Source organism: Burkholderia sp. R-40 (assembly GCF_049942845.1).
Classification (GTDB): Bacteria; Pseudomonadota; Gammaproteobacteria; order Burkholderiales; family Burkholderiaceae; genus Burkholderia; species Burkholderia ambifaria.
The window spans coordinates 117,841-144,679 of sequence record NZ_CP187967.1 but is presented as its reverse complement, the minus strand read 5'-3'; the positions used below and the strand labels follow the sequence as shown (position 1 = coordinate 144,679).

At 65.0% G+C, this 26,839-nt stretch carries 22 protein-coding genes; 1 reads left to right on the top strand and 21 read right to left on the bottom strand.

The window, feature by feature from the left end:
* Window positions 1-25 precede the first annotated feature (25 nt).
* The gene (locus ACP26O_RS00645; protein WP_175665552.1) at window positions 26-2,287 is read right to left on the bottom strand and encodes a primosomal protein N'; all 2,262 of its coding nucleotides are present in this window, start codon (window positions 2,285-2,287) and stop codon (window positions 26-28) included.
* Between the two features lie 448 nt (window positions 2,288-2,735).
* Complete coding sequence (gene hemE, locus ACP26O_RS00640) at window positions 2,736-3,830, bottom strand: uroporphyrinogen decarboxylase (RefSeq protein ID WP_041491061.1); 1,095 nt, start codon at window positions 3,828-3,830, stop codon at window positions 2,736-2,738.
* 149 nt (window positions 3,831-3,979) lie between these two features.
* Here hemE and ACP26O_RS00635 point away from each other — a divergent pair, with 149 nt between their 5' ends.
* Window positions 3,980-4,792 (top strand): transporter substrate-binding domain-containing protein, encoded by an 813-nt coding sequence (locus ACP26O_RS00635; RefSeq protein ID WP_175665553.1) that lies wholly within the window; start codon window positions 3,980-3,982, stop codon window positions 4,790-4,792.
* 714 nt (window positions 4,793-5,506) lie between these two features.
* Here the strand turns inward: ACP26O_RS00635 and ACP26O_RS00630 are convergent.
* From ACP26O_RS00630 to ACP26O_RS00540, 19 genes are all read right to left on the bottom strand, one after another.
* Entirely contained in the window at window positions 5,507-7,234 is a 1,728-nt protein-coding gene (locus tag ACP26O_RS00630) for an AMP-binding protein (protein ID WP_175665554.1), read from the bottom strand.
* Between the two features lie 257 nt (window positions 7,235-7,491).
* A complete protein-coding gene (locus tag ACP26O_RS00625; RefSeq protein ID WP_006477288.1) occupies window positions 7,492-7,917 on the bottom strand; it encodes a F0F1 ATP synthase subunit epsilon in 426 nt (141 codons plus the stop codon).
* A 244-nt stretch (window positions 7,918-8,161) separates the two neighbouring features.
* Window positions 8,162-9,556 carry a F0F1 ATP synthase subunit beta gene (gene atpD, locus ACP26O_RS00620; protein WP_011655620.1) on the bottom strand — a complete coding sequence of 465 codons (1,395 nt, stop codon included), beginning with the start codon at window positions 9,554-9,556 and terminating at the stop codon, window positions 8,162-8,164.
* Window positions 9,557-9,622: 66 nt separating this feature from the next.
* The gene (atpG, locus tag ACP26O_RS00615; RefSeq protein WP_006751770.1) at window positions 9,623-10,498 is read right to left on the bottom strand and encodes a F0F1 ATP synthase subunit gamma; all 876 of its coding nucleotides are present in this window, start codon (window positions 10,496-10,498) and stop codon (window positions 9,623-9,625) included.
* 69 nt (window positions 10,499-10,567) lie between these two features.
* Complete coding sequence (atpA, locus tag ACP26O_RS00610) at window positions 10,568-12,109, bottom strand: F0F1 ATP synthase subunit alpha (RefSeq protein ID WP_011655619.1); 1,542 nt, start codon at window positions 12,107-12,109, stop codon at window positions 10,568-10,570.
* A 44-nt stretch (window positions 12,110-12,153) separates the two neighbouring features.
* On the bottom strand, window positions 12,154-12,693 hold the full coding sequence (locus ACP26O_RS00605) for a F0F1 ATP synthase subunit delta (RefSeq protein WP_006756468.1): 540 nt from the start codon (window positions 12,691-12,693) through the stop codon (window positions 12,154-12,156).
* Between the two features lie 2 nt (window positions 12,694-12,695).
* The gene (locus ACP26O_RS00600) at window positions 12,696-13,166 is read right to left on the bottom strand and encodes a F0F1 ATP synthase subunit B (protein WP_006751767.1); all 471 of its coding nucleotides are present in this window, start codon (window positions 13,164-13,166) and stop codon (window positions 12,696-12,698) included.
* Between the two features lie 128 nt (window positions 13,167-13,294).
* Window positions 13,295-13,564, bottom strand: a complete 270-nt coding sequence (gene atpE, locus ACP26O_RS00595; RefSeq protein ID WP_006482730.1) for a F0F1 ATP synthase subunit C — start codon at window positions 13,562-13,564, stop codon at window positions 13,295-13,297.
* Between the two features lie 75 nt (window positions 13,565-13,639).
* A complete protein-coding gene (gene atpB, locus ACP26O_RS00590) occupies window positions 13,640-14,488 on the bottom strand; it encodes a F0F1 ATP synthase subunit A (RefSeq protein ID WP_011655618.1) in 849 nt (282 codons plus the stop codon).
* 110 nt (window positions 14,489-14,598) lie between these two features.
* Window positions 14,599-15,126 carry an ATP synthase subunit I gene (locus ACP26O_RS00585; protein WP_006751765.1) on the bottom strand — a complete coding sequence of 176 codons (528 nt, stop codon included), beginning with the start codon at window positions 15,124-15,126 and terminating at the stop codon, window positions 14,599-14,601.
* A gap of 572 nt (window positions 15,127-15,698) precedes the next feature.
* On the bottom strand, window positions 15,699-16,829 hold the full coding sequence (locus tag ACP26O_RS00580; protein ID WP_175665589.1) for an SLC13 family permease: 1,131 nt from the start codon (window positions 16,827-16,829) through the stop codon (window positions 15,699-15,701).
* Window positions 16,830-16,842: 13 nt separating this feature from the next.
* Complete coding sequence (locus ACP26O_RS00575; protein WP_105830793.1) at window positions 16,843-17,736, bottom strand: ParB/RepB/Spo0J family partition protein; 894 nt, start codon at window positions 17,734-17,736, stop codon at window positions 16,843-16,845.
* Window positions 17,737-17,767: 31 nt separating this feature from the next.
* On the bottom strand, window positions 17,768-18,547 hold the full coding sequence (locus ACP26O_RS00570) for a ParA family protein (protein ID WP_011655613.1): 780 nt from the start codon (window positions 18,545-18,547) through the stop codon (window positions 17,768-17,770).
* A 51-nt stretch (window positions 18,548-18,598) separates the two neighbouring features.
* Window positions 18,599-19,285, bottom strand: coding sequence for a 16S rRNA (guanine(527)-N(7))-methyltransferase RsmG (gene rsmG / locus ACP26O_RS00565; protein ID WP_175665555.1), 687 nt, complete (start codon window positions 19,283-19,285; stop codon window positions 18,599-18,601).
* Window positions 19,282-21,252 carry a tRNA uridine-5-carboxymethylaminomethyl(34) synthesis enzyme MnmG gene (gene mnmG / locus ACP26O_RS00560; protein ID WP_175665556.1) on the bottom strand — a complete coding sequence of 657 codons (1,971 nt, stop codon included), beginning with the start codon at window positions 21,250-21,252 and terminating at the stop codon, window positions 19,282-19,284. The genes rsmG and mnmG overlap by 4 nt, the downstream gene beginning before the upstream one ends.
* Before the next feature lie 497 nt (window positions 21,253-21,749).
* Window positions 21,750-22,508, bottom strand: a complete 759-nt coding sequence (locus ACP26O_RS00555) for an ABC transporter ATP-binding protein (protein ID WP_126226906.1) — start codon at window positions 22,506-22,508, stop codon at window positions 21,750-21,752.
* Window positions 22,508-24,292, bottom strand: coding sequence for an ABC transporter permease subunit (locus tag ACP26O_RS00550; RefSeq protein ID WP_175665557.1), 1,785 nt, complete (start codon window positions 24,290-24,292; stop codon window positions 22,508-22,510). The genes ACP26O_RS00555 and ACP26O_RS00550 overlap by 1 nt, the downstream gene beginning before the upstream one ends.
* Window positions 24,293-24,296: 4 nt before the next feature.
* A complete protein-coding gene (locus ACP26O_RS00545) occupies window positions 24,297-25,352 on the bottom strand; it encodes a branched-chain amino acid ABC transporter permease (protein WP_105830751.1) in 1,056 nt (351 codons plus the stop codon).
* Between the two features lie 200 nt (window positions 25,353-25,552).
* On the bottom strand, window positions 25,553-26,710 hold the full coding sequence (locus ACP26O_RS00540) for an ABC transporter substrate-binding protein (RefSeq protein WP_175665558.1): 1,158 nt from the start codon (window positions 26,708-26,710) through the stop codon (window positions 25,553-25,555).
* Between the last annotated feature and the right edge of the window lie 129 nt (window positions 26,711-26,839).

The following is a 26,839-nucleotide window of genomic DNA, read 5'->3' as shown; positions in this document are numbered from 1 at the left end:
GACGCTGCTCACTTGAGTCAGCCCGTCAGATATCCAGCGGATCGACCTCGAGGTTCCACCGATGTACGCCCTTCAGCGCGCGCAGCTCGGGCAGCCACGCGCGCAGCGCATGCTGCAGCGCCGCCCGCGACGCGCTTTCGAGCAGCAGCTGCGCGCGGTGGACGTTCGCGACCTTCACGATCGTCATCGGCACCGCGTCGTATACGGTCACCCGATCGGCGCCCGGCAGCCCCGGCAGCGCGGCGGCGGCCTGCAGCAGGAACGCGAGCGCCGCGTCGAGCGTGCGCCCTTCGGCGCGCAGCAGCGCCTGATAGACGAACGGCGGCAGGTGCGCGTCGCGGCGCTCGCCGAGCGTCGAATTCGCGAAGCCGACGTAATCCTGCCGGCCGAGCGCGTGATACAGCGCGTGACGCGGATAACGCGTCTGCACGAGCACCTCGCCCGGCAGCCCGGCGCGCCCCGCGCGGCCGCTCACCTGCATCAGCTGCGCGAACAGCCGCTCGCTCGCGCGGAAGTCGTGCGAGAACAGCGCGGTGTCCGCATTGAGCACGCCGACGAGCGACACGCGCTGGAAGTCGTGCCCCTTCGCGATCATCTGCGTGCCGACCAGGATGTCGACTTCACCGGCGTGCACGTCCGAGAACAACGCCTGCGCGCTGCCCTTGCGTCGTGTGCTGTCCGCGTCGATCCGCAGGATCCGCGCGCCCGTCACGGCCTCGGCGAGCGCCTCCTCGATGCGCTGCGTGCCGCGCCCGAGCGGCGCGATGTCGACGTTCCCGCATTCCGGGCACGAGCGCGGAATACGCGCTTCCCAGCCGCAGTGATGGCAGCGCAGCGCATGCTCGGGCTTGTGCAGCACGACGTAGGCGCTGCAGCGCGGGCAACCGGCGACCCAGCCGCACGCGTCGCACGCGAGCTGCGGCGCGTAACCGCGCCGGTTCAGGAACACGAGGCTCTGTTCGCCGCGCTCGAGCCGCGCCTTCAGCGCCGCGACGAGCGGCCCCGACAGCCCGCCCAGCGACGCGCGCCCGCGCCGCCGCTCCTCTTCGAGATCGATCAGCCGCACGGTGGGCAGCGTCGCGTCGGCCACCGCGCGGCGCGACAGCGTGAGCCGCGTGTAGCGCCCCTGCTCGGCTTGCCACCAGCTTTCGAGCGACGGCGTCGCCGAGCCGAGCACGACCGGAATGCCGAGATGTTTCGCGCGCCATACCGCGAGGTCGCGCGCCGAATAGCGCAACCCTTCCTGCTGCTTGTACGCGGGTTCGTGTTCCTCGTCGACGACGATCAGCGCGAGCGTCGGCAGCGACGCGAGCACCGCGAGCCGGGTGCCGAGCACGATCCGCGCGCGGCCCGTGTGCGCGGCGAGCCAGTTGCGCGCACGCTCGCCCTCGGCGAGCCCGCTGTGCAGCGTGACGATCGCGTCGTCCGCGAGCGTGCCCGCGAAGCGCGCGCGAAACGCGGCCTCGAACTGCGGCGTCAGGTTGATTTCGGGCACGAGCACGAGCGCCTGCGCGTCGGGCCGCGCGTCGAGCAGCGCGGCAAGCGCGTGCAGATAGACCTCGGTCTTGCCGCTGCCCGTCACGCCATGCAGCAGGAACGGCGCGAAACCCTGCGCGGCGCGGATCGCGTCGAGCGCCTCGGCCTGCTGGTCGGTGAGCGCCGGCGGCACAGCTCGTCCACTGGTTGTCGACAGGTTATCCACAGCTTTGGGCACAGGCGCATCGGCCCAGCCGATCTCCTCGATCGCCACCCAGCCGCGCGCCGCCCAGTCGTCGAGCGTGGCGGCCGCCTTCGGGTGCAACGCGCGCACGTCGGGCAAGGTCAGCGAATCGGTGTCGGCGAGTGCCTGCGCGAGCCGCCGCAGCGCGGCCCCGCGCGCGGGCAGTGCGTCGGGAAGCGCGGCGCGGCCGGCTTCGCTCAGCCGGTAGCGCACTTCCGGCGCCAGCAGCCGCCCCCAGCGCTGCGCATCGCGCAACGCCTGCGGCAACGCCGGCAGCGCGACTTCGCCGCGGCCGCGCTGGTAGTAATCGGCCGCGAACGACACGAGCGCGAGCCAGTCCGGCGCCAGCGGCGGCAGTTCGGTACAGATGGCGTCGATCGCGCGCAACCGGGACGGCGGCACGTCGGTGTGAGTCGTCACTTCGCAGACGAGCCCGACGACTTGCCGCTTGCCGAACGGCACCTGGACGAGCGTGCCGGGCTCGGGCGCCGGCTGGACGTCGCAGCGGTAGTCGAACAGGGTGGCGAGCGGGTGGTCGAGCGCGACGCGCAGGTAGGTATCGGCCATCAGCGCGCTCCGGCGGCGGTTCGCAGCGCGCGAACGGCCGGCGCCCACGTTCGCGTCAAGGTGGCGAACTTAAAGTAAAACTTCAGATTCGGCGCTAAGTTTTGGATTCGCATTAGGAATCGCCGTATACCCTGAACTGCCTGTGGATAACTTTGTTGAGAACTCGCCGTTCAACAGCCGCAAAGCGCGCGGGGCCGTGCTTTCCGCCGATTTGGCCCGCCCGCTGCCGCATCCCGCGAAGCCTTATTCCATAAGGCTGCTATTCAAATTCCCAAACCATAGCGAGACAATTCGACCGATACAGGGCTCTACCGCGCTGCAACGTGGAAAATGTGCATAAGTCAAGTCTTGACAAGCGATGAATCGGCAACCGGTGCGGGCTTGCGCCCTGTTTAGTGCCGACCGCGAAACGCCGTCACGCCGCGGTGCAGCATGACGGCGCTTGCGCTCAGACCGCCGCTCCGCTAAGGATCTTGCGGCTGTGGCTATGCACTTCGTCGACGAGTTCGGCGACGTGATCCGGCGACGTGAACTGCGAAATACCGTGGCCGAGGTTGAATACGTGGCCCGGATGATTGCCGTAGCTGTCGAGTACCGCTCGCGCCTGCTCGCGCACCGCGGCCGGCGGCGCAAACAGGATCGTCGGGTCGAGGTTGCCCTGCAGCGCGACGCGCCCCGCGACGCGCTCGCGCGCGGCGCCGAGGTTGACCGTCCAGTCGAGCCCGACCGCGTCGACGCCGGTCGCCGCGATTTCCTCGAGCCACAGCCCGCCGCCCTTCGTGAACGTGATCACCGGCACGCGTTCACCGTCGTGCTCGCGCTTGAGCTGGCCGACCACGCGGCGGATGTAGTCGAGCGAGAAGCGCTGGTACGCGCCGTCCGCCAGCGCGCCGCCCCACGTATCGAAGATCATCACGGCCTGCGCGCCGGCTTCGATCTGCGCGTTCAGGTACGCGGCCACGGCCTGTGCGTTCACGTCGAGGATCCGGTGCATCAGGTCGGGGCGCGAATACGCCATTGACTTCACCGTGCGGAAATCGTCCGATCCGCCGCCTTCGACCATGTAGCACGCGAGCGTCCACGGGCTGCCCGAGAAGCCGATCAGCGGCACGCGCTGGCGGCCCTGGCCATCGGTCAGCGCGCGGCGGATCTCGCGCACGGCGCCCGTCACGTAGCCGAGCGTCGCTTCGATGTCCGGCACCGCGAGCTTCGCGACGTCGGCCTCGGTGCGCACCGGATGCGCGAACTTCGGCCCTTCGCCAACCTGGAAGTCGAGGCCGAGACCCATCGCGTCGGGAATCGTCAGGATGTCCGAGAACAGGATCGCGGCGTCGAGCGGGAAGCGCTCGAGCGGCTGCAGCGTCACTTCGGTCGCGTAGTCGGGATTCTTCGCGAGGCCGAGGAAGCTGCCGGCGCGTGCGCGCGTCGCGTTGTATTCGGGTAGGTAGCGGCCCGCCTGGCGCATCAGCCAGATCGGCGTGTAGTCGGTCGGCTCGCGCAGAAGCGCACGCAGGAAGGTGTCGTTGAGCAGGTTATGGGCCACGGTAGGAGCGACGATGCGAAGGCAAAGCGGCATTTTACCGGAGCGGGGCCGTGCCGCCGCGTATGCCGATGCGATGGCGGCCATATGACGCGCGCGAGGGCTCCGTTATGATCGGACGCTGATATCAACCCGAACGAAGGAGGAGACCGATGAAGACATTCGCCCCGCTGGCCGCGCTCGCCGCAGCCGCCCTGCTTTGCTGCGCCGCCGCGCACGCTCAGAGCGCCGCAGCCGCGTCCCCGGCCGCCAGCGCCAACGCCGGCTCGCGACTCGACGACGTGCTCGCCCGCGGCACGCTGCGCGTGTGCACGACAGGCGACTACAAGCCGTATTCGTACTACCGCACGGACGGCCGCTTCGAGGGCATCGACATCGACATGGCCGAATCGCTCGCGAAATCGCTCGGCGTGAAGGCCGACTTCGTGAAGACGAGCTGGTCGAACCTCACCAACGACTTCGTCGCGAAGTGCGATATCGCGGTGGGCGGCGTATCGACGACGCTCGAGCGCCAGAAGCGCGTGTTCTTCACGCAGCCATACGTGGTCGACGGCAAGACGGCGATCGCGCGCTGCGCGGATGCAGACAAGTACCAAACCGTCGCGCAGATCGACCGGCCCGAGACCCGCGTGATCGTGAACCCGGGCGGCACCAACGAGCGCTTTGCGAAGCAGTTCTTCACGCACGCGAACCTCACCGTCTATCCCGACAACGTGACGATCTTCAAGCAGATCCTCGCGGGCAAGGCGGACGTGATGGTGACGGACGCGTCCGAGACGATGCTGCAGCAAAAGCTGAATCCGGGCCTCTGCTCGGTGCATCCGGACAAGCCGTTCCAGTTCGGCGAAAAGGCGTACATGGTGCCGCGCGGCGACGTCGCGTTCCAGCAGTACGTCGACCAGTGGCTGCACCTCGCGCTGTCGAGCGGCGAGTATCAGGCGATTTCCGACAAGTGGCTGAAATAAGCGCGATCGCGCACGGCAACGGCCGCCGATAACGCGCACCGACCCCGCGCCCCTCTCATCGAATGCGAAGCGCCGTTACATCTCGGCGCGGGACGCGGCGGTCGCAAAACCGGGAAACTGGCCGAATGGCCGACTATCGCCGCCGCCGATCACGTTTCAAAATCTTTCCGACGAATGAATCGTCATACACGGTAGCTGTCATGCGATGCACGTTCGGTCGTGTAAATCGGCAATTCATCGATGCCGATACGCATGAAAAACGCATTGCGCGCACACGATGAAAACTCTGCGGAAAGGATAAGTAAATATGACCATTTTCAGGATCCCGAAAACAGCAAAAAATCCCGGAAAGCCTTATCTGGCGGGCGTTACAACCTGAAACACTTTGTTACCGCGAGGGGTCATTAATTCGCCCACAATGGGCCTCAACGGTTTCAACACGGATGCGGTCTCGTGTGCCAAGTGTGAGCGGACGCGAAGCGCTGCGAGCCAGTCGGTCACGTACCGAAGCCCTTCCGAGGGGCATCCCTGTTGGAGTCGTTTCCGGCCCCCGCCGGACACGGTTTCATCTTTGGTCTCCTCGCGCTAACCCCGTAGCGTGTGGTTTTTAGCGGGCTAATAAGCCCGCTTTTTTTCGTCCATCGAAAACGCAGCGTCCCGCATCGGGCGACCCGAAGGCCGCCGCGCTTTTCCGCCTTCGAGCCGCCGGTCGTTTCAAGCGGTCTTCTGCACGTCGAGCTTCAGTTCCTCGATCATCCGTTCGCGCATCACGAACTTCTGCACCTTGCCCGTCACCGTCATCGGCAGCTCGTCGACGAAGCGGATGTAGCGCGGAATCTTGTAGTGCGCGATCTGGCCGTTGCAGAACGCGCGCACGTCGTCCTCCGACATCTGCTCGTCCGCACGCAGCACGATCCACGCGCACAGCTCCTCGCCGTACTTCGCATCGGGCACCCCGAACACCTGCGCGCTCTGAATCTTCGGATGCCTGAACAGGAATTCCTCGATCTCGCGCGGGTACACGTTCTCGCCGCCGCGGATCACCATGTCCTTCAGCCGGCCCACGATGTTGCAGTAGCCATCCGCATCGAGCGTCGCGAGGTCGCCCGTGTGCATCCAGCCGTCGACCAGCACCTCGCGCGTCTTCGCGTCGTCGTCCCAGTAGCCGAGCATCACCGAATAGCCCTTCGTGCACAGCTCGCCCGTCGCGCCGACCGGCACGATGCGCCCTTCCGGATCGACGATCTTCACTTCCAGATGCGGCTGAATGCGGCCGACCGTCGTCGTGCGCTTCTCGAGCGGATCGTCGGTCGAGCTCTGGAACGACACGGGGCTCGTCTCCGTCATCCCGTACGCGATCGTGATCTCGGACAGATGCATCTGCGACACGACGCGCTTCATCGTCTCGATCGGGCACGGCGAGCCGGCCATGATCCCGGTGCGCAGCGTCGACAGGTCGAATTTCGCGAATTCCGGATGATCGAGTTCCGCGATGAACATCGTCGGCACGCCGTGCAGCGCGGTGCAGCGTTCGTCGGCGACGGCCGCGAGCGTCGCGACCGGGTCGAACGCCTCGCCGGGGAACACCATCGCCGCGCCCGTCGATACGCACGCGAGCACGGCCAGCACCATCCCGAAGCAGTGATACAGCGGCACCGGGATGCACAGCGCGTCCTGCTCGCTGAACCGCATCGCCATCGCGATGAAACGCGCGTTGTTGACGACGTTGCGGTGCGTGAGCGTCGCGCCCTTCGGGCTGCCGGTCGTGCCGCTCGTGAACTGGATGTTGATCGGATCGGTGGCCGCGAGCGTCGCGCCGATCGCATCGAGCCGCGCGACGTCGAGCGTGTCGCGGCCGCGCGCCATCACGTCCGCGAAGCGGAACATGCCGGCCGGCGCGACCTCGCCCATCGACACGACCGTGCGCAGGCTCGGCACCCGCGCCGCCCGCAGGTCGCCCGGCGTCGCGCTCGCGAGCTCCGGCGCGATGGTCTGCAGCATCTCGACATAGGCCGACGTCTTGAAGCGCTCGGCCGCGATCACGGCCTTGCAGCCGACCTTGTTCAGCGCGTATTCGAGTTCCGCGAGCCGGTAGGCCGGATTGATGTTGACGAGGACCGCGCCGATGCGCGCGGTCGCGAACTGCGTGAGCAGCCATTCGCTGCGGTTCGGCGACCAGATGCCGACGCAATCGCCCTTCACGATCCCGAGCGCGGCCAGGCCGGCCGCGAGCACGTCGACCTCCTGCACGAACTCGCGCCAGGTCCAGCGCACCTGCTGTTCGCGGAACACGACGGCCGGACGATCGGGAAAGCGGCCGGCCGTGTCGAGCAGGAACCGGCTGATCGTCGCTTCGGATAGCGGCACGTCGGTCGCGCCGCGCACGTACGACAGTCCGTTTTCGGGCGCGACCAGCGCCCCCACGTCAAGGTCTGCTGCCATCGATGTCTCCGTCCATTTTTTGTCTGATCGGGCGCGGCACGCGGCTCACGCGCGCCTGCTCCGCCGCGATCGCGGCGGACCGCCTCTGCACGAATGATGCCGCGCGCCGCTGACGACACTCTGACATCAAATCGCGGCGGACGGACGAAATAGCACGACCGGACGATACGATCCGGCCCGCAAAAAACAGACGAAAACGACGGACGAAAAAAAGCAGCCCGAAGGCTGCTTTCTTTCGCGGGATACGCGCGCGCGGCTTAGTGCCGGCTGCGAATCTTCGCGAGGCGCTGGATCGCCTCGAGCTGCGCCATCGCGGTCGCGAGCTCGGATTGCGCCTTTGCGAGGTCGAGGTCCGACTTCGCGTTCTGCAGCGTTTCCTCGGCACGCTTGCGCGCTTCCTCGGCTTTCGCCGCATCGAGGTCCTTGCCGCGGATCGCGGTGTCGGCGAGCACCGTCACGGCGCCCGGCTGCACTTCGAGAATGCCGCCCGCGACGAACACGAATTCGTCGTTGCCGCCCTCGACTTCGATGCGCACCGCACCCGGACGAATCCGCGTGATCAGCGGCGTGTGACCCGGCAGAATGCCCAGCTCACCCGTTTCGCCCGGCAGCGCGACGAATTTCGCCTCGCCCGAGAAGATCTGCTCTTCCGCGCTGACGACGTCTACTTTGATGGTTGCCATATCGACTCCTGCCGACGGGAGTTGGCGCTTTAGCGCTTACTCCCGTCCCATGCCGCGCTTGGAAAGAGTTGGCGCTTCAGCGCTTACTCTTTCCTCGCGGCGGTCGATCGGAGCGGACACTTGCGCGCTGACTCCGATCCCATGCACGGCGGGTTGAGCGTGTCGCGTGGGCTCCGATCCGCGAAAAGATACCATCATGGTATCCATCACGGACGCACGGCGCCCGCTGCGTTACGCCCGCCCCTTACGAGATCTTCTTGGCCTTTTCGAAGGCTTCGTCGATCGTGCCGACCATGTAGAACGCCTGTTCCGGCAGGTGGTCGCACTCGCCGTCGACGATCATCTTGAAGCCACGGATCGTTTCCTTCAGCGGCACGTACTTGCCCGGCGAACCCGTGAACACTTCAGCGACGTGGAACGGCTGCGACAGGAAACGCTGGATCTTACGCGCACGTGCGACCGACAGCTTGTCTTCCGGCGACAGTTCGTCCATGCCCAGAATCGCGATGATGTCGCGCAGTTCCTTGTAGCGCTGCAGCGTCTGCTGAACGCGACGGGTGATCGAGTAGTGCTCTTCACCGATCACGTTCGGGTCGATCTGGCGCGACGTCGAGTCGAGCGGGTCGACCGCCGGGTAGATACCCAGCGAAGCGATGTCACGCGACAGAACGACGGTTGCGTCCAGGTGGCCGAAGGTCGTGGCCGGCGACGGGTCGGTCAAGTCGTCCGCAGGGACGTACACGGCCTGAACCGACGTAATCGAGCCCTTCTTGGTCGACGTGATGCGTTCCTGCAGCTTGCCCATTTCTTCAGCCAGCGTCGGCTGATAGCCCACTGCCGACGGCATACGGCCGAGCAGTGCCGACACTTCGGTACCGGCCAGCGTGAAACGGTAGATGTTGTCGACGAAGAACAGCACGTCGAGGCCTTCGTCACGGAAGTGCTCGGCCATCGTCAGGCCGGTCAGCGCGACGCGCAGTCGGTTGCCCGGCGGCTCGTTCATCTGGCCGTACACCAGCGCGACCTTGTCGAGAACGTTCGAGTCCTTCATTTCGTGGTAGAAGTCGTTCCCTTCACGGGTACGCTCGCCCACGCCCGCGAACACGGAGTAACCGCCGTGTTCCTTCGCGATGTTGTTGATGAGCTCCATCATGTTGACGGTCTTGCCCACGCCAGCACCGCCGAACAGGCCAACCTTGCCGCCCTTCGCGAACGGGCAGATCAGGTCGATGACCTTGATACCCGTTTCGAGCAGTTCGGTCGACGGCGACAGTTCGTCGAACGCCGGAGCCTTCTGGTGGATCGAACGCGTCACTTCGCTTTCGATCGGGCCAGCTTCGTCGATCGGACGGCCAAGCACGTCCATGATTCGGCCGAGGGTCGGCTTGCCGACCGGCACCGAAATCGGTTTTGCCGTGTTCTTCACGGTCAGGCCGCGGCGCAGGCCGTCGGATGCACCCAGACAAATGGTACGGACCACGCCGTCACCCAGCTGCTGCTGGACTTCGAGCGTCAGTTCCGAGCCATCGAGAATGAGCGCGTCGTAGATCTTCGGCATGCTTTCGCGCGGGAATTCCACGTCGATAACGGCGCCGATGCACTGTACGATCTTGCCTTCTACCAAAGCAGCAGTACTCATCGCTTTTCCTTTAAATACCTGATTCTTTACTCGCGCAAAGGCGCAGTTGTCGTCCCGGGCGCGCGCTTAAACAGCGGCTGCGCCGCCGACGATCTCCGACAGTTCTTTCGTAATCGCGGCCTGGCGGCTCTTGTTGTATACGAGCTGCAGTTCGCTGATCACCGTCTTCGCGTTGTCGGACGCGGCCTTCATCGCGACCATCCGCGCCGATTGCTCGGACGCCATGTTCTCCGCGACAGCCTGGTAAACCAGCGCCTCGACGTAACGCACGAGCAGCTCGTCGACGACTGCCTGCGCGTCCGGCTCGTAGATGTAATCCCACGACGTGGCCGGCGTACCGTCATCGGCCTCGAAGTGCTCCGACGACAGCGGCAGCAACTGCTCGATCACGGCTTCCTGCTTCATCGTGTTGACGAAGCGCGTGTAAGCGATATAAACCGCCGACAGCTTGCCTTCCGAGTACAGGTCGAGCTGCGTCTTCACGGCGCCGATCAGCTTGTCCAGATGCGGGGTGTCGCCGAGGTGCACGACCTGCGACATCACCTTCGCGCCGAAGCGGTTCAGGAACCCGAGGCCCTTGCTACCGATCGCGGTGGCTTCGACCTTCTGGCCCTTCTCTTCCAGTTCCTTGAACTTCTGCACCGTCGCACGCAGCACGTTGGTGTTCAGACCACCGCACAGACCCTTGTCCGTCGTGACAAGGATGATGCCGGCCGTCGTCGCGCCGTCGTTCGCCACCATGAACGGGTGGCGGTACTCCGGGTTCGCACGGCTCATGTGCGCGGCGATGGCTCGGACCTTGTCCGCGTACGGACGAGCGGCGCGCATGCGTTCCTGCGCGCGGCGCATCTTCGATGCGGCCACCATCTCCATCGCCTTCGTGATCTTGCGCGTGTTTTGCACGCTCTTGATCTTGCCGCGAATTTCCTTCATTCCAGCCATAGCTTGCTCCTTGACCGAAGCGGCGCGGGCGCATCAACACCCGCGCGGCCTCAGTGTGTCACTCGCGGATCAATAGGCACCCGACTTCTTGAAGGACTCGATCGCCGCGCGCAGCGCGCCTTCGTCGTCCTTCGAGAGATCCTTGGTGTCTTCGATGCGCTTGATGAGGTCAGCGTGGCTGGTCTTCAGGTTGTCGCGCAGGCCCTTCTCGAACGGCAGCACTTGCTTCACGTCGAGATCGTCGAGGTAGCCGTTGTTCGCGGCGTACAGCGACACGGCCAGTTCCCACACCTGCAGCGGCTGGTACTGCGGCTGCTTCAGCAGTTCCGTCACGCGGCGGCCGCGCTCGAGCTGCTTGCGGGTCGCTTCGTCGAGGTCCGATGCGAACTGCGCGAATGCCGCCAGTTCACGGTACTGCGCGAGGTCGGTACGGATACCGCCCGACAGCTTCTTCACGACCTTCGTCTGAGCGGCGCCGCCGACGCGCGACACCGACACGCCGGCGTTGATTGCCGGGCGGATGCCTGCGTTGAACAGGTCGGTTTCCAGGAAGATCTGGCCGTCGGTAATCGAGATCACGTTCGTCGGAACGAACGCGGTCACGTCGCCAGCCTGCGTTTCGATGACCGGCAGTGCCGTCAGCGAGCCGCTCTTGCCCTTCACTTCGCCGTTCGTGAACTTCTCGACGTACTCTTCCGACACGCGAGCAGCACGCTCGAGCAGACGCGAGTGCAGATAGAACACGTCACCCGGATAAGCTTCACGGCCCGGCGGGCGGCGCAGCAGCAGCGAGATCTGACGGTATGCCCAAGCCTGCTTGGTCAAGTCGTCATAGATGATCAGCGCGTCTTGACCGCGGTCGCGGAAGTATTCGCCCATCGTGCAGCCGGCGTACGGTGCGAGGTACTGCATCGCGGCCGAATCCGAAGCCGAAGCGGCGACGACGATCGTGTATTCCATCGCGCCCGTTTCTTCGAGCTTGCGCACCACGTTCATGATCGACGAAGCCTTCTGGCCGATCGCGACGTAGATACAGACCAGGTCCTTGCCCTTCTGGTTGATGATCGCGTCGATCGCCACCGCGGTCTTGCCGCACTGACGGTCGCCGATGATCAGCTCACGCTGGCCACGGCCGATCGGCACCATCGCATCGATCGACTTGATGCCCGTCTGCACCGGCTGCGACACCGACTTACGCCAGATCACGCCCGGAGCGATCTTTTCGATCGCGTCGGTCAGCTTCGCGTTGACCGGGCCCTTGCCGTCGATCGGGTTGCCGAGCGCGTCGACCACGCGGCCGACGAGTTCCGGACCAACCGGAACTTCGAGAATGCGGCCCGTCGTCTTGACGACGTCGCCTTCCGAGATGTGTTCGTATTCGCCGAGAATCACAGCGCCGACCGAGTCGCGCTCGAGGTTCAGCGCGAGGCCGAACGTGTTGCCCGGAAACTCGAGCATTTCGCCCTGCATCACGTCCGACAGGCCGTGGATGCGCACGATACCGTCGGTCACGGAGATCACGGTGCCCTGGTTGCGAACGTCTGCGCTCGCTTCAAGGCCCTGGATCCGGCTCTTGATCAGCTCGCTGATCTCAGAGGGATTGAGTTGCATTATTCGCTCCTGATAGTCAATTCTGTTGCGTGCCGGCGTGGCGCTCAGGCGGTCAAGGCAGCCTGCATCGATGCGAGGCGCGCGCGAACCGAGGTGTCGAGCACTTCGTCGCCGACCGTCACGCGCACGCCGCCGATCAGCGACGAATCGACTTCGACCGTCGGCTTCAGCTTGCGCTTGAACTTGCGTTCGAGGCCAGAGACGAGACTTTCGAGATCCGCGCCGTTCAGCGGGAACGCGCTCACGATCTCGGCGTCGGCTGCACCTTCACGTTCGTTCTTGAGCGCCTCGAACTGCTCGGCGATTTCCGGCAGCAGCGCGATACGATGATTGTCGACCAGCATCTGCACGAAGTTCTTCGCTTCCGCGCCGGCCGCGACCGGCGACTTCACCGCAGCAAGCAGCAGCTCGACCACTTGCGTGCGCGTCACCTTCGGGCTCGACGCGACCGACAGCACTTCCGGCAGACGCGCAACCTGGGCCAGCTCTTGCACGAGCGTGGACCAGGCGGCGATGTCACCTCCCTCGGCCACGCGGAACAGCGCTTCTGCGTAAGGGCGGGCGATGGTTGCAAGTTCGGCCATGATCAGAGCTCGGCTTTCAGTTGATTCAGCAGTTGGGCGTGGGCCGTTTGATCGACTTCGCGCTTCAGGATCTGCTCGGCGCCCTTCACGGCCAGCGAGGCGACTTCGCCACGCAGCGCTTCGCGCGCCTTCACGATTTGCTGTTCTGCTTCCGCTTTCGCCTGGGCGACGATGCGGGCGGCTTCAGCCTGGGCGTTGGCCTTGATTTCCTCGGCGACCGCCTGGGCACGCTTTTCAGCGTCGGCGATGCGCTGCTGGCCGTCGTTGCGGGCCTGCGCGAGTTCCTGGTCCACGCGCTTGTGCGCTGCGTCGAGTTCCGCCTTGCCCTTCTCCGCGGCGGCGAGGCCGTCGGCGATCTTCTTCGAACGTTCGTCGAGGGCGTTGATCAACGGCGGCCACACGAATTTCATCGTGAACCACGCGAGGACCAGGAACACGACCATTTGCGCAAACAGAGTTGCGTTGAGATTCACGGTGTTTCCTTATCTGCTATCCGGAAAAATGAAACGGTAAGGCGCTCATCGAGTTGCATTCGATCAGCGCCCCAAGTCTCCGTTCCGCCCTGCGCCGGCTTGCGCCGGGCGCATATTTCCGAGGAACCTTAGCCTGCGAGCTTCGACAGGAGCGGGTTCGCGAACGCGAACAGCATTGCGACACCAACACCGATCAGGAATGCAGCGTCGATCAGGCCGGCCAGCAGGAACATCTTCGTTTGCAGCGGGTTGATGAGTTCCGGCTGACGTGCGCACGCTTCGATGTACTTGCCACCCATCAGCGCGATACCGATACAGGCGCCGATTGCACCCAGGCCGATGATGATGCCGATACCGATGGCGGTCAGACCCTGGATGTTGGCGATGTAAGCTTGCATGATCACTCCTTTGTGAAAAGACTTGGAACTGAGATTTAAAAAACTAAAACGAAGACTCTTTGTTGCACGCCGCGCTTAGTGCTTGTCGTGCGCCTGGCCGAGATACACCAGCGTCAGCATCATGAAAATGAATGCCTGCAACAGAACAATCAGGATGTGGAAGATTGCCCAGACGCTGCCCGCGATCACGTGACCAATGAAGCCGAGGAACGTTGCGTCGCCACCGAAGCTCCACATGCTGCCGAGCAGGGCGATCAACAGGAACAACAGCTCACCCGCGTACATGTTGCCGAACAGCCGCATGCCGAGCGAAACGGTCTTTGCGACGTATTCGACGATGTTGAGCGCGAGGTTGGGGATCCACAGCAGCGGGTGGCCGCCGAACGGGGCCGACAGCAGCTCATGCACGAAGCCGCCCGCGCCCTTGATCTTGATGCTGTAGTAGATCATCAGGACGAACACGCCGAGCGCGATGCCGAGCGTGCCGTTCAGGTCGGCCGTCGGGACGATGCGATGGTGGGAAATCACGTCCGACAGACCGAGCAGGCCGATCACGCGGCCCGGCAGGTCGACCGGGAGGAAGTCGAGCGAGTTCATCAGCGTGACCCACACGAACACCGTGAGGGCGAGCGGCGCGATGAACGTACGATTGCCGTGGACGATGGCCTTCGACTGGTCTTCGACCATTTCGACGAGCATCTCGATCGCGCACTGGAAACGGCCCGGCACGCCCGACGTCGCCTTGCGGGCGGCCAGACGCAGCACGAGGATCGTCACGATGCCGCACACGATCGACCAGAACAGCGTATCGAGATTCCAGACGTGGATATCGAAAATCGACGTCTGATGCGAGGTGGAGAAATTCTGCAAGTGGTGCGCAATGTACTCGGACGGATCCGGACGCGTGCCTTCGCTAGCTGCCATATCGTTAATGCCACCCAAATTGTCGAAAATCGTTTTGCCCCGTTCCGCAATACGCTATTGCGGGAACGGGCCGGTGCGGTTCGTTGTCGAAACCGCACGCTGCTTGTTTCTTACCGCCAGGCCAGCGCGATCCAGTACGTCTTCAGCACGACGAGGTACGTGACCAGGAACGGCACCCAGTGCACGCCGGCCCAGCCGAACGCCACTGCTGCGAACATCCCGATCGTCAGGCCGAGTTTCAGGGCTTCGCCCATCACCCAGCTCATGACGGTGGCCGAGCCACCTGCCTTCAGTCGTGCCACGAACAACGCGCTTGGCACCCAGCCGATCGCCCCGCCCAGAAACGCGGACTGCGCAGCGGCGCCCGGCGACTTTGAAAACAGCCACCACGCCAGCGTTGCAACCAGGGACAAGACCACCTGCGCGGCCACCACCTTGGAGGGGGTCACGCGCGACGGCTTGCTCACGTTCGGACCGAACAGCCTCTCGGCTTCCGTCCTCGTGAGCGGAACGATGTTGTTATCTTGCTGCTCGGCATCCCAGTCGTCGGCATCGGACTCGCGCCGTTCGCCGGCCGCTGAAGCGGTGCGTTGCGCTCGGTGATCATCGTGCCTGTCGTTCGGCGCCTGACCCGCCATCGCAATTTTCCGCAAAATCCTTGAACCCGGCCCCAGACTTTCCGAAAGCTTTCAGGGGTGCCTAGCTAACAAATCCGGGCGATTGTAAGCGATAGTTGCAAGTGATTCAAGGCTTTAGACGCGACAAAAACCTGTGCAAAACGACGCCTCATCATGTGAAAAACGCGCGAATCGACGACGTACGATGACAGTTGTAAGGTCGCTTTCCCGCACCGGTATTTCTTGCCCGAAAAAGTGCGGCGACGAGGAAATGACGCGACATCGATGCCTGGCACGGGCGTCGTCGGCGCGACGCGATCGCAGCAGGAATGCTGCTGTGACGCGACCACGGAAAACGACCGTGCGCAGCGATGCGGAACGAAGGAAATAGCGCGACCACCGCGTTGGGCGCAACGCGCGAAATGCGCGCGGCCGCGAGCGGGCCGAGGCTCGCAATCAGTTGTTGTGCCGCCACAGAATATCGACTGTGAATCGCCGCACTTATCAACAGCCCGGGTTTGCCACGGCCGGGAACGCCGCGCGCCCTCCCCGTCACGCTTGCAGCACGCCTGCACCGCAGGCGGCCGCGCCGCTCAACCGTGAACGAGCAACCACGCGCCCAGTGCCGCGCTCACGATCGCGAACGGAATCGACACCAGGTGAAACGGCAGCCACATGCGCGGCTCCTTCGCGAGACGCACCGCGATCAGGTTCGCGAGCGAACTGATCGCGAAACCGAAGCCGCCGACCGATACGCCGAATGCGAGCGCACGCCAGTCGTGCGTGAATTCCGATAGCAGGATGGCCGCCGGCACGTTGCTGATTCCCTGTGACAGCACCACACCTGCCCCGAACACACGCAGCGGCGAATCGAGATGGGTCCGCGCGATCGCGTCGTGCACGACGGGCAGCGCGGCCGCGCTGCGCAGCACGACGAACATCAGCACGAAGATCAGCAGCAGCAGCCAGTCGATCTTCAGGACTGCGTCACGTCTTGCCACCAGCAGCGCGATCACGACGGCGATCAGGCCCGGCACCGGATGGTGCGCATCGGCCAGCAGCACGAACGCACCGAACAGCACCGCCGCGAGCAGCGCGTGCATGCGCTGCACGGGAACGACCTCGACGTCTCCCGACAGGTCGAGCGGTTTCGCGCGAAACGCGCACGCCGTCAGCACAAGCAGCAGCGCCATCAGCGCCAGCGCGAGCGGCCCGAGCGTGACGACGAAGCGGCCGAACGACATGCCGCTCAATTGCCACAGGAAAAGGTTCTGGGGATTGCCGAGCGGCGTCGCGACGGACCCCGCGTTGACGGCCAGCGCGACCACGATCACGAGCCGCCGGAACGGCAGCGGCGTCAGCGTGCGCAGCGACACCATCAGCGGCACGACGACGAACAGCGCAACGTCGTTGGTGAGCCACATCGCGAGTGCCGCCGCGAACACGACGAGCAGCATCGCGAGCCCGCGCTCCGAATGCACGTGATGCACGATGCGATGCGCGAGCCACATCAGGCATCCGGACAACTCGAGCGCCTTGGTCAGCATCAGCAGGCCCGCGAGCGTCGCGACGGTCTGCCAGTCGACGCGCTCGGCCAGTGCGGCGATTGGTTGCGGATGCAACCATTGCAGAATAATTAGTGCAAGTGCCAGTACCGACAGCACCGGCTCCTTCAATAGCCACGCAAGCCACCGGCGTGGCGCTGCCGCGCCCGTGTTCTCTATCAATCGCGCCTCGTTATTCTTCGGTCGCGACGTTGCCGCGCAGGCGCACGAGAATGCCCTCGAGCGCATCGAGGTTGCCGAAATCGATCATCACCTGCCCTCGCCCGCGGCGGCCGAGCTTGATCTTCACCGTCGACGCGAGCAGGTCGGACAACTCCTCTTCGAGACGGCGCGTGTCGCGGCCGCCGTCATCCTTCGCGCGCGCCTTCACCGTCGGCGCTTCCTTCGTCGTGTGCGCGACCAGCTTCTCGGTCTCGCGCACCGACATGCGCTTGTTGACGACCTGGTGCGCGAGCGTGATCTGCGTCGCCGCGTCGACCGCGAGCAGCGCACGCGCGTGGCCCATGTCGAGATCGCCGGCCAGCAGCATCGTCTGCACCGGCGAAGCGAGGTTCAGCAGGCGCAGCAGGTTCGACACCGCGCTGCGCGAACGGCCGACCGATTCGGCCGCCTGTTCGTGCGTGAAACCGAACTCGTCGAGCAGGCGCTGAATACCGTGCGCCTCTTCCAGCGGGTTCAGGTCCTCGCGCTGGATGTTCTCGATCAGCGCCATCGCGGCCGCAGCCTGATCGGACACGTCCTTCACCAGCACCGGCACTTCGTCGAGACCGGCCAGTCGTGCCGCGCGGAAACGTCGCTCGCCGGCGATGATCTCGTATTTGTCAGACGAAATGGGCCGCACCAGGATCGGCTGCATCACGCCTTGCGCGCGGATGCTCGCCGCCAGTTCCTGCAGGCTGCCTTCGTCCATCCGGGTCCGCGGCTGGTACTTGCCGGCCTGCAGCTTGCCGAGCGCGAGCGTGTTCGGTGCTCCTTCGATCTTCACCGCTTCGGTGATGTCCGCACTGCCGCCGAGCAGCGCTTCGAGGCCACGTCCCAAGCCCTTCTTCTTTGGTACCGCGTTCATGTCTTTCTTCCTCGCTTCGCTCATGTCCGGATCACGACACCTCGAACGCGCGCACGCGGTCGATCATCTCGGCACCGAATTGGATATACGCCTGCGCACCGCGCGAGTTGCGGTCGAACACGACGCCCGGCAACCCGTAACTCGGCGCTTCCGCCAGGCGCACGTTGCGCGGGATCACCGCGTCGAACACCTTGTCGCCGAAGTGCGCTTTCAGTTGATCGGAGACTTGCTGCTGCAGCGTGATGCGCGGATCGAACATCACACGCAGCAAGCCGATGATCTTCAGGTCGCGGTTCATGTTCGCGTGGACCTGCTTGATCGTGTTGACGAGATCCGACAGCCCTTCCAGCGCGAAATACTCGCACTGCATCGGGATCACGACGCCATGTGCCGCGCACAGTCCGTTCAGCGTCAGCAGCGACAGCGTCGGTGGGCAATCGATCAGCACGAAGTCGTAGTCGTCGGCCACGTGCTCGAGCGCGGCCTTCAACCGACGCTCGCGGTTGTCGATGCCGATCAGCTCGATCTCGGCACCCGACAGCTCGCGGTTGGCCGGCAGCACGTCGTACGTGACGCCCTCCGGACGCACGCGTGCGTCCATCACCGATACGCCGTCGATCAGCACTTCGTACACGGTCGACTCGCAGGCGGCCTTGTCGATCCCGCTGCCCATCGTCGCGTTGCCCTGCGGGTCGAGATCGATCAGCAGGACTCGTTGCTCCTGCGCTGCAAGGCTTGCGGCGAGATTGACCGATGTCGTCGTCTTGCCGACGCCCCCCTTCTGGTTCGCAACGCAGAAGATCTTTGCCATCGTTGGTGTGTTCCCTTTACCTTCAAACAAACGGCGCGCTACCGCGCGCCTTCAATTCGCCTCGTCGACGACGACCTCAATCAGGTGCCGTTCGGCATCGAGCATCGGTACTGCAAGCCGCATCGTCTGCTTTACGCGGCTGCCTTCCGGCAGTCGTGCAATTTCGTCGTCCGGGTGAACACCCTTCATTGCCCAGATCGATCCGCCGGGCGCGACGAGATGACGAGCAAGTTTAACGAAGTCGGATAGATCCGCGAAGGCGCGGGACACGATCATGTCGAATTTTTCCGGCACGTCGACACCCGGCTGCAGCAATTCGACCCGCCCGGTGACGACCGACAGGTTCGCGAGCTTCAGCTCCGCGCGCATTTGCGTCTGGAATGCAGACTTTTTCTGCACGATATCGTTCAACGTCACCTGCCAGTCCGGCTGGACGATCGCCAGCACGATGCCGGGCAGCCCACCACCCGAACCCACGTCGAGCACACGCGCCGATGCACGGTCGCGCAGATGCGGAACGATGGAGAGCGAATCGAGAATGTGCTGGATCAGCATCTGCTTCGGGTCGCGGATCGCGGTCAGGTTGTAGACCGCGTTCCACTTGCCGAGCAGCGCGACATAGTCGAGCAGCTGATTGCGTTGTGCATCCGTCAATGCGATGTCGAGCGCGGCCGTGCCGTCGACGAGCATCTGTTCAAGTACGTCCCGATTAACCGCCGGCGCGCGACGCGCCGTCATTGTTGCGTCGGGACGGTGCCGCCCCCCTGCTCCGTCGCCTCTGCGGCGGTGCCGTTACGACGGCCGAGACCACGGCGCTTCAGGTGCACCATCAGCAGCGAGATCGCGGCCGGCGTGACGCCCGAGATCCGCGATGCCTGGCCGATCGTTTCCGGCCGGAACTCGTTGAGCTTCTGGCTCACTTCGAACGACAGGCCGCGAACCTCGCGGTAGTCGATACCGTCCGGCAGGCGCGTGTTCTCGTTCGCATCGTTGCGCTCGATCTCGCTCGCCTGCCGCTCGATATAGCCCTGATACTTGATGCCGATCTCGACCTGCTCCTTGATCTGCTCGAGCAGAACCGGATCCTCTGCCAGCGGTTCGGCCGGCCCGCATTCGCCACCCTTCAGGCCGCACACGCCGTCGTAGCTGATGCCCGGGCGGCGCAGCAGTTCGGCGAGGCTGTACTCGTGGTCGATCGCCTTGCCGAGCAAAGCCGTCGCCTCTTCCGGCAGCAGCGTCTTCGGCGTGACCCACGTCGACTTCAGGCGTTCGGTTTCACGTGAAACAGCGTCGCGCTTCCGGCTGAATGCGTCCCAGCGCGCGTCGTCGACGAGCCCCAGTTCGCGGCCGATCTCGGTCAGACGCATGTCCGCGTTGTCTTCACGCAGGCTCAGGCGGTATTCGGCACGGCTCGTGAACATCCGGTACGGCTCGGCCACGCCGCGCGTGACGAGGTCGTCGACCAGCACGCCCAGGTAGGCCTGGTCGCGACGCGGGCACCATGCGCCCTTCTCCTGCACGTAGCGGCCTGCGTTCAAGCCGGCCAGCAGGCCTTGTGCGGCCGCTTCTTCGTAGCCGGTCGTGCCGTTGATCTGGCCCGCAAAGAACAGCCCGTTGATCGCCTTCGTTTCGAGCGACGCCTTCAACGCGCGCGGGTCGAAGTAGTCGTACTCGATCGCGTAGCCGGGCCGCAGGATGTGCGCGTTCTCGAGGCCGCGCATCGAGTGCACGAGCTCGAGCTGCACGTCGAACGGCAGGCTCGTCGAAATCCCGTTCGGGTAGAACTCGTTGGTCGTCAGCCCTTCCGGCTCCAGGAAGATCTGGTGCGATTCCTTCGACGCGAACCGGTGAATCTTGTCCTCGATCGACGGGCAGTAGCGCGGGCCGACGCCTTCGATCACGCCTGTATACATAGGCGAACGGTCGAGGCCGCCGCGAATGATGTCGTGCGTGCGCTCGTTCGTATGCGTGACCCAGCACGGCAGCTGCTGCGGATGCTGTTCCGCGCGGCCCAGGAACGAGAACACGGGAATCGGATCAAGGTCGCCCGGCTGCTCGTCCAGCTTCGAAAAGTCGATCGAGCGGCCGTCGATACGCGGGGGCGTGCCCGTCTTCAGGCGGCCCTGCGGGAGCTTCAGCTCCTTCAGGCGCGCCGACAACGACACGGCCGCCGGATCGCCCGCGCGACCGCCCGTATAGTTGTTCAGACCGACGTGGATCTTGCCGTCGAGGAACGTCCCTGCCGTCAGCACTACCGCCCGCGCGCGGAAGCGGATGCCGATCTGCGTGACGGCGCCGACCACGCGGTCGCCTTCGACCATCAGGTCGTCCACGGCCTGCTGGAACAGCCACAGGTTCGGCTGATTCTCGAGCCGATGGCGGATCGCAGCCTTGTACAGGATACGGTCGGCCTGTGCGCGGGTCGCACGCACGGCCGGGCCCTTCGACGAATTGAGGATCCGGAACTGAATACCGCTCTCGTCCGTCGCGGCAGCCATCGCGCCGCCGAGCGCATCGACTTCCTTGACCAGATGGCCCTTGCCAATGCCGCCGATCGACGGATTGCAGCTCATCTGCCCGAGCGTTTCAATGTTATGGGTCAGCAGCAGCGTCTTCGCGCCCATACGGGCCGAGGCCAACGCGGCTTCCGTGCCGGCGTGCCCGCCACCGACAACGATGACGTCAAATTCTGTGGGAAAAAGCATGGTGGATTCCGCACACAGGACTGTGCACGAACCTATCTGAGAAATGTATGGGGCGAATTATAGCGGGTTCGCTTTTCACCCGAAGGCCATCCGAATGGTAGGGCCGGTTCATTTCGGTGTTTTTTGGGCCGATTGGCCTAGCTGTGCCGGCCCAGCCTGCTACGGCGATGTGCGCCCGCGGCCTCGACGCACATCGCCAAGCTGTGCAAAACACGCGTCGACATCCGTCCGAGGTCACAGTATCTCCGATCGATCGCCCGATACTTATCCACTGTGCCATTCGTCTCACGGGAAGAGCAGGCTGTCGCGCACACAACGCTCGTTATCCTGTTCCGCCCGGCACGATAGGCACCCCGCCCCCATCACAGCGCCTCGGCTGGATGCTCCGGCACTTATCCCCAAACCCGATTCGTCGGAGCATCGCCCTGCCCCCGAAAACAAAAACGGCGTGTTTCACGTGAAACACGCCGCCCGTTTCCTGCCACCCGCCCTAACCATCAAGCCATCTTCTTCGCCAGCCCGAGGTACGTTTCGATCACGCGCGGATTCTGTGCCAGTTCGGCCGCCGGCCCCTCCAGCGCCAGCTCCCCCGTTTCCAGCACGTAGCCGTAGTCCGAGATCTGCAGTGCCGCCCGCGCGTTCTGCTCGATGAGCAGCGTCGCCACACCTGTGCCGCGCAACGCGCTGATGATATGAAAAATCTCCTTCACGATCAGCGGCGCCAGCCCGAGGCTCGGCTCATCGAGCATCAGCAGGTCGGGTTTGCCCATCAGCGCGCGGCCCACCGCAAGCATCTGCCGCTCACCGCCCGACAGCGTACCGGCCGCCTGCTTGCGCCGCTCCTTGAGCCGCGGAAACAGCGCAAACACATGATCGAGCTGGTCGAGAAAGTTCGACTCGCCCGCGAGCTTGCGGCGATACGCGCCCAGCACGAGGTTGTCCTCCACCGTCATCGTGCTGAACAGCTCGCGCTTTTCCGGCACGAGGCACATCCCGCGCGCGACGCGCTGCTCGACCGGCAGCGCGCCCACGTCGTTGCCGCGGTACATGACCGCGCCCGACGCATGCCCGGTCACGGGCAACGCACCCATGATCGCGTTCAGCATCGTCGACTTGCCTGCACCGTTCGGGCCGATCACGCTGACGATCTGCCCGGCGCCCACCTTGATCGCCGCACCGTGCAGCGCCTCGACTTTCCCGTACCGCACCGCCAGTCCGCGCACCTCGAGAATCGGCATCGTCGTGTCCGCCGTCATCACTCCACCCCGCCCAGATATGCTTCGAGCACCGCCGGGTCCTGCTGCACGTCTTGCGGCAGCCCTTCCGCGATCCGCGTGCCGAATTCCATCACCACCAGCCGGTCGGTGAGATTCATCACGAAATCCATGTCATGTTCCACGAGCAACACGCTCATCCCTTCGGCCTTCAGGCGCCGCAACAGATCGGCGAGTTGCTGCTTCTCCTGGTAGCGCAGCCCGGCGGCCGGCTCGTCGAGCAGCAGCAGCGTCGGGTCGCAGCACAGCGCGCGTGCGATTTCGAGAATCCGTTGCTGGCCGAGCGCGAGGCTGCCCGCTTCGTCGTACATGTGCTTTTCGAGCCCGACGCGGCGGATCTGGCGTGCCGCTTCGGCCAGCAGTTGTGCCTCCTCGTGCGCGTTGAGCCGCGCGATGCTGCGCCACACGCCCGTATGGCCGCGCAGATGCGCGCCGATCGCGACATTCTCGAGCACCGTCATCGTCGGCAGCAGCTTCACGTGCTGGAACGTACGGCCGATCCCGCGCCGGACGATCTGACGCGACGTGAGCCCGTCGATCCGCTCGCCGCGGAACGTGATCGTGCCGCCGGTCGGCTGCAGCACGCCGGTCACGAGGTTGAACGTGGTCGACTTGCCGGCGCCGTTCGGGCCGATCAGGCCGATGATCTGCCCCGCCTTCACGTCGAAACTGACGTCGTTGACGGCCACCAGCCCGCCGAACTGCTTGCGCGCATTGTCGACGACGAGCAGCGGCTCGCCGGCCACCGGTTTCGCACGCTGCGGCAGCGGATCGGCCTGGTCGGGCACATGGGCGCGCGGCCCGCGCGGAAACAGCTTCGCGACGAACGGCCAGACGCCCTGGCGCGCGTACTGCAGCAGCAGCACCATCAGCACGCCGAACACGATGATCTCGAAGTTGCCTTCCGAGCCGAGCAGCTTCGGCAGCAGCGTCTGCAGGTAGTCCTGCAGCACGGTGAGAATCGCCGCACCGAGCACCGCGCCCCACACGTGCGACACGCCGCCGACCACGGCCATGAACAGGAATTCGATCCCGTGGTTCAGCCCGAACGGGGTCGGGTTCACCGCGCGCTGCAGGTGCGCATACAGGAAGCCCGATACCGCGGCGAGCACGGCCGCGTAGACGAAGATCACGACGCGCATCCATGCGGTGTTCACGCCCATCGCCTCGGCCATCACACCGCCGCCGCGCAGCGCGCGGATCGCGCGGCCGGGGCGGCTGTTGAGCAGGTTCTGCACCGACACGATCGCCGCCAGCACGACGGCCCAGATCAGGAAGTACAGGCTGCGGCCGCTTCCGAGCTCGATGCCGAACAGGTTCAGCGCCGGAATCCCGTTGATCCCGTCGTACTTGCCGAGCAACTCGAGGTTGCCGAACAGATAGAACAGCGCGAGGCCCCACGCGATCGTGCCGAGCGGCAGGAAGTGCCCGGACAGCCGCATCGTGACGGCACCCAGCACGAGCGCGACGAGCGCCGTCAGCACGACGCCGACGATCAGCGCGAGCCACGGCGACACGCCGTATCGCGTCGTGAGGAACGCCGTCGCATACGCGCCGATGCCGACGAACGCGGCCTGCCCGAAACTCGTCATCCCGCCGACACCCGTCAGCAGCACGAGCCCGATCGCGACGATCGCGTAGAGGCCGATGTAGTTCAGCAGCGTGATCCAGTATTCGGGCACCTGCAGCGCGCCGGGCAGCACCGGCAGCGCGAACAGCACCACGAGAAACACCCAGAAGGTCTTGTTCCGTACCATCGTCTTCATCGCGTCACTCCTCTTCCTCTTCCGCATGCGGCGTCGCGAAACTGCGCCACAGCAGCACCGGGATGATCAGCGTGAACACGATCACTTCCTTGTACGCGCTCGCCCAGAACGACGAATACGATTCGAGCACGCCGACGAGCAGCGAGCCCGCGGCCGCGAGCGGATAACTGACCAGCCCGCCGATGATCGCGCCGACGAAGCCCTTCAGGCCGATCAGGAAGCCGGAGTCGTAATAGATGGTCGTCAGCGGACCGACGAGGATGCCTGACAGCACGCCGAGCCCCGCTGCCAGCGTGAACGCCAGCCGCCCCGCTTCGGTCGTGCCGATGCCCACGAGCCGCGCGCCGAGCCGGTTCACCGACGTCGCGCGCAGCGCCTTGCCGGCGATCGTGCGACCGAAGTACACGTAGAGCGCACCGATGAGCACCAGCGCGGTCACGACCACGAGAATGCTCTGCACCGACACCGTCATGCTGCCGACCGACAGCGACGCATCCGCGAATCCGTTGGTGCGCGAACCTTCCGCGCCGAACATCACGAGCCCGAGGCCGACCATCGCGAAATGGACGGCGACCGACACGATCAGCAGCAGCAGCGTCGTGCCTTCGGCGATCGGCTGATAGACGAGCCGGTAGACGAACGGCCCCATCGGCACGACGATCGCCAGCGTCAGTGCGATCTGCGCGAGCATCGGCAACGGCTGCGCGGCAAAGCTGCGCGTGAGCGCGAACACCGCAAGCGGCAGCAGCACGTAGCGGCTCGCCAGCGTCGCGAGCGTGCGGCCGAGCTGATGGCGGCGTTCGCGATGACGGACCAGGCCGCCGACTTCCAGCATGAAGCACGCGATGCCCATCACGAACAACAGCCAGCAGGTAGCGGGAAATTTCTGCGCCTGCAACGCTGCCAGCGTGAGCGCGCCGTAGGCGACGAATTCGCCCTGGGGAATGAAGATCACCCGCGTGACGGAAAACACCAGCACGAGCGCCAGCGACAGCAATGCATAAATGGCGCCGGTCGTGATGCCGTCTTGCGCGAGGATCGCCGCAATCGAGAAATCCATACGTTTCGTGTATCGAGAATGCTGCGGAGAAACGGCGACGGGAGCGGCCCGCGCACGCCGACGGCACGACCGGAAGGTCAAGCGTCGCGCGGCGGCTTCCCGGACATTCCATGCGGCGCGAGCGCGGGCCGCCAGGCCCGCCGCGCTGCCGACGGCGCGCACGGCGCCATTCGCGCCGCGCCGCCGGTTTCACGTGATGCTTACTCGGCCTGCAGCTTCCACTTGCCGTCGACGATCTGCACCATCACGCGCGCACGCGTGTCGAAGCCGTTGTGGTCGGTCGACGTCATGTTGATCACGCCGTGCGACACAGGCAGGTCCTTCACGCTCTCAAGCGACGCGCGCAGCGCCTCGCGGAACGCCTCGGTGCCCGGCTGGCCCTTCTTCAGCGCGTCGGGAATCGCGCGCTGCAGCAGCAGCCCCGCATCCCACGCATGCCCGCCGAAGGTCGACAGCGAGCCCGCGCCGTATGCCTTCTCGTACGCAGCCTTGTAGCCGAGCGCCGGCTTCTTCACCGGATTCGAATCCGGCAGCTGGTCGGTCACGAGCACCGGGCCGGCCGGCAGGATCTCGCCTTCGCAATCCTTGCCGCACACGCGCAGGAAGTCGTTGTTCGCGACGCCGTGCGTCTGGTACACCTTGCCCTTGTAGCCGCGCTCCTTGAGCGTCTTGGCCGGCAGCGCGGCCGGCGTGCCGGAACCGGCGATCAGCACCGCGTCGGGATTCGAGCCCATCAGCTTCAGCACCTGCCCCATCACCGACGCATCGGTGCGGTTGTAGCGCTCGTTCGACACGACCTTCAGCCCGTTCTTCGCCGCGGCCGCGTTGAACGTGTTGTACCAGCTGTCGCCGTACGCGTCGGCGAAGCCGATGAAGCCGATCGTCTTCACGCCGTGCTTCGCCATGTAGCCGGCGATCGCGTCGGCCATCAGCTGGTCGTTCTGCGGCACCTTGAACATCCACGCGCGCTTCGCGTCCATCGGCGCGATGATCTGCGCGCTCGCCGCGAGCGAGATCGTCGGCGTCTTGCCCTGCGACACCGGGTCGAGCATCGCGAGCGAATTCGGCGTGACGGACGAACCGATGATCGCGTCGACGTGATCCTCGTCGATCAGCTTGCGCACGTTCTGCACTGCGCGGCTCGTGTCGGACGCATCGTCGAGCACGATGTACTGGACGCTCTTGCCCGCGATTTCCTTCGGCAGCAGCGCGATCGTGTTCTTTTCCGGAATCCCGAGCGATGCGGCCGGCCCGGTGGCCGACAGCGTCACGCCGATCTTCACCTGTGCCGACGCCGTGGCCGCCGCACACACGAGGCCCGCGGCAAGCAGAACCTCCATCCATCGATTCATCTTCATTTATGTCGTCTCCAAACGCTGCTCGAAAAATCCACGGGTCGCTCGGGCGGCTCCCGGTCCTCAAAACAAGTTAATAATTTAACTATCTCGCCATGCCGCGCCTACGCTCGTTTTCCCGTGAAACGCGCG

Coding starts and splice junctions, on each gene's coding strand:
- ACP26O_RS00645 (WP_175665552.1), bottom strand. CDS start 2,287: ATGGCCGATACCTACCTGCGCGTCGCGCTCGACCACCCGCTCGCCACC.
- ACP26O_RS00635 (WP_175665553.1), top strand. CDS start 3,980: ATGAAGACATTCGCCCCGCTGGCCGCGCTCGCCGCAGCCGCCCTGCTT.
- ACP26O_RS00630 (WP_175665554.1), bottom strand. CDS start 7,234: ATGGCAGCAGACCTTGACGTGGGGGCGCTGGTCGCGCCCGAAAACGGA.
- ACP26O_RS00625 (WP_006477288.1), bottom strand. CDS start 7,917: ATGGCAACCATCAAAGTAGACGTCGTCAGCGCGGAAGAGCAGATCTTC.
- atpD (WP_011655620.1), bottom strand. CDS start 9,556: ATGAGTACTGCTGCTTTGGTAGAAGGCAAGATCGTACAGTGCATCGGC.
- atpG (WP_006751770.1), bottom strand. CDS start 10,498: ATGGCTGGAATGAAGGAAATTCGCGGCAAGATCAAGAGCGTGCAAAAC.
- atpA (WP_011655619.1), bottom strand. CDS start 12,109: ATGCAACTCAATCCCTCTGAGATCAGCGAGCTGATCAAGAGCCGGATC.
- ACP26O_RS00605 (WP_006756468.1), bottom strand. CDS start 12,693: ATGGCCGAACTTGCAACCATCGCCCGCCCTTACGCAGAAGCGCTGTTC.
- atpE (WP_006482730.1), bottom strand. CDS start 13,564: ATGCAAGCTTACATCGCCAACATCCAGGGTCTGACCGCCATCGGTATC.
- atpB (WP_011655618.1), bottom strand. CDS start 14,488: ATGGCAGCTAGCGAAGGCACGCGTCCGGATCCGTCCGAGTACATTGCG.
- ACP26O_RS00585 (WP_006751765.1), bottom strand. CDS start 15,126: ATGGCGGGTCAGGCGCCGAACGACAGGCACGATGATCACCGAGCGCAA.
- ACP26O_RS00575 (WP_105830793.1), bottom strand. CDS start 17,736: ATGAACGCGGTACCAAAGAAGAAGGGCTTGGGACGTGGCCTCGAAGCG.
- ACP26O_RS00570 (WP_011655613.1), bottom strand. CDS start 18,547: ATGGCAAAGATCTTCTGCGTTGCGAACCAGAAGGGGGGCGTCGGCAAG.
- rsmG (WP_175665555.1), bottom strand. CDS start 19,285: ATGACGGCGCGTCGCGCGCCGGCGGTTAATCGGGACGTACTTGAACAG.
- mnmG (WP_175665556.1), bottom strand. CDS start 21,252: ATGCTTTTTCCCACAGAATTTGACGTCATCGTTGTCGGTGGCGGGCAC.
- ACP26O_RS00555 (WP_126226906.1), bottom strand. CDS start 22,508: ATGACGGCGGACACGACGATGCCGATTCTCGAGGTGCGCGGACTGGCG.
- ACP26O_RS00550 (WP_175665557.1), bottom strand. CDS start 24,292: ATGAAGACGATGGTACGGAACAAGACCTTCTGGGTGTTTCTCGTGGTG.
- ACP26O_RS00545 (WP_105830751.1), bottom strand. CDS start 25,352: ATGGATTTCTCGATTGCGGCGATCCTCGCGCAAGACGGCATCACGACC.
- ACP26O_RS00540 (WP_175665558.1), bottom strand. CDS start 26,710: ATGAAGATGAATCGATGGATGGAGGTTCTGCTTGCCGCGGGCCTCGTG.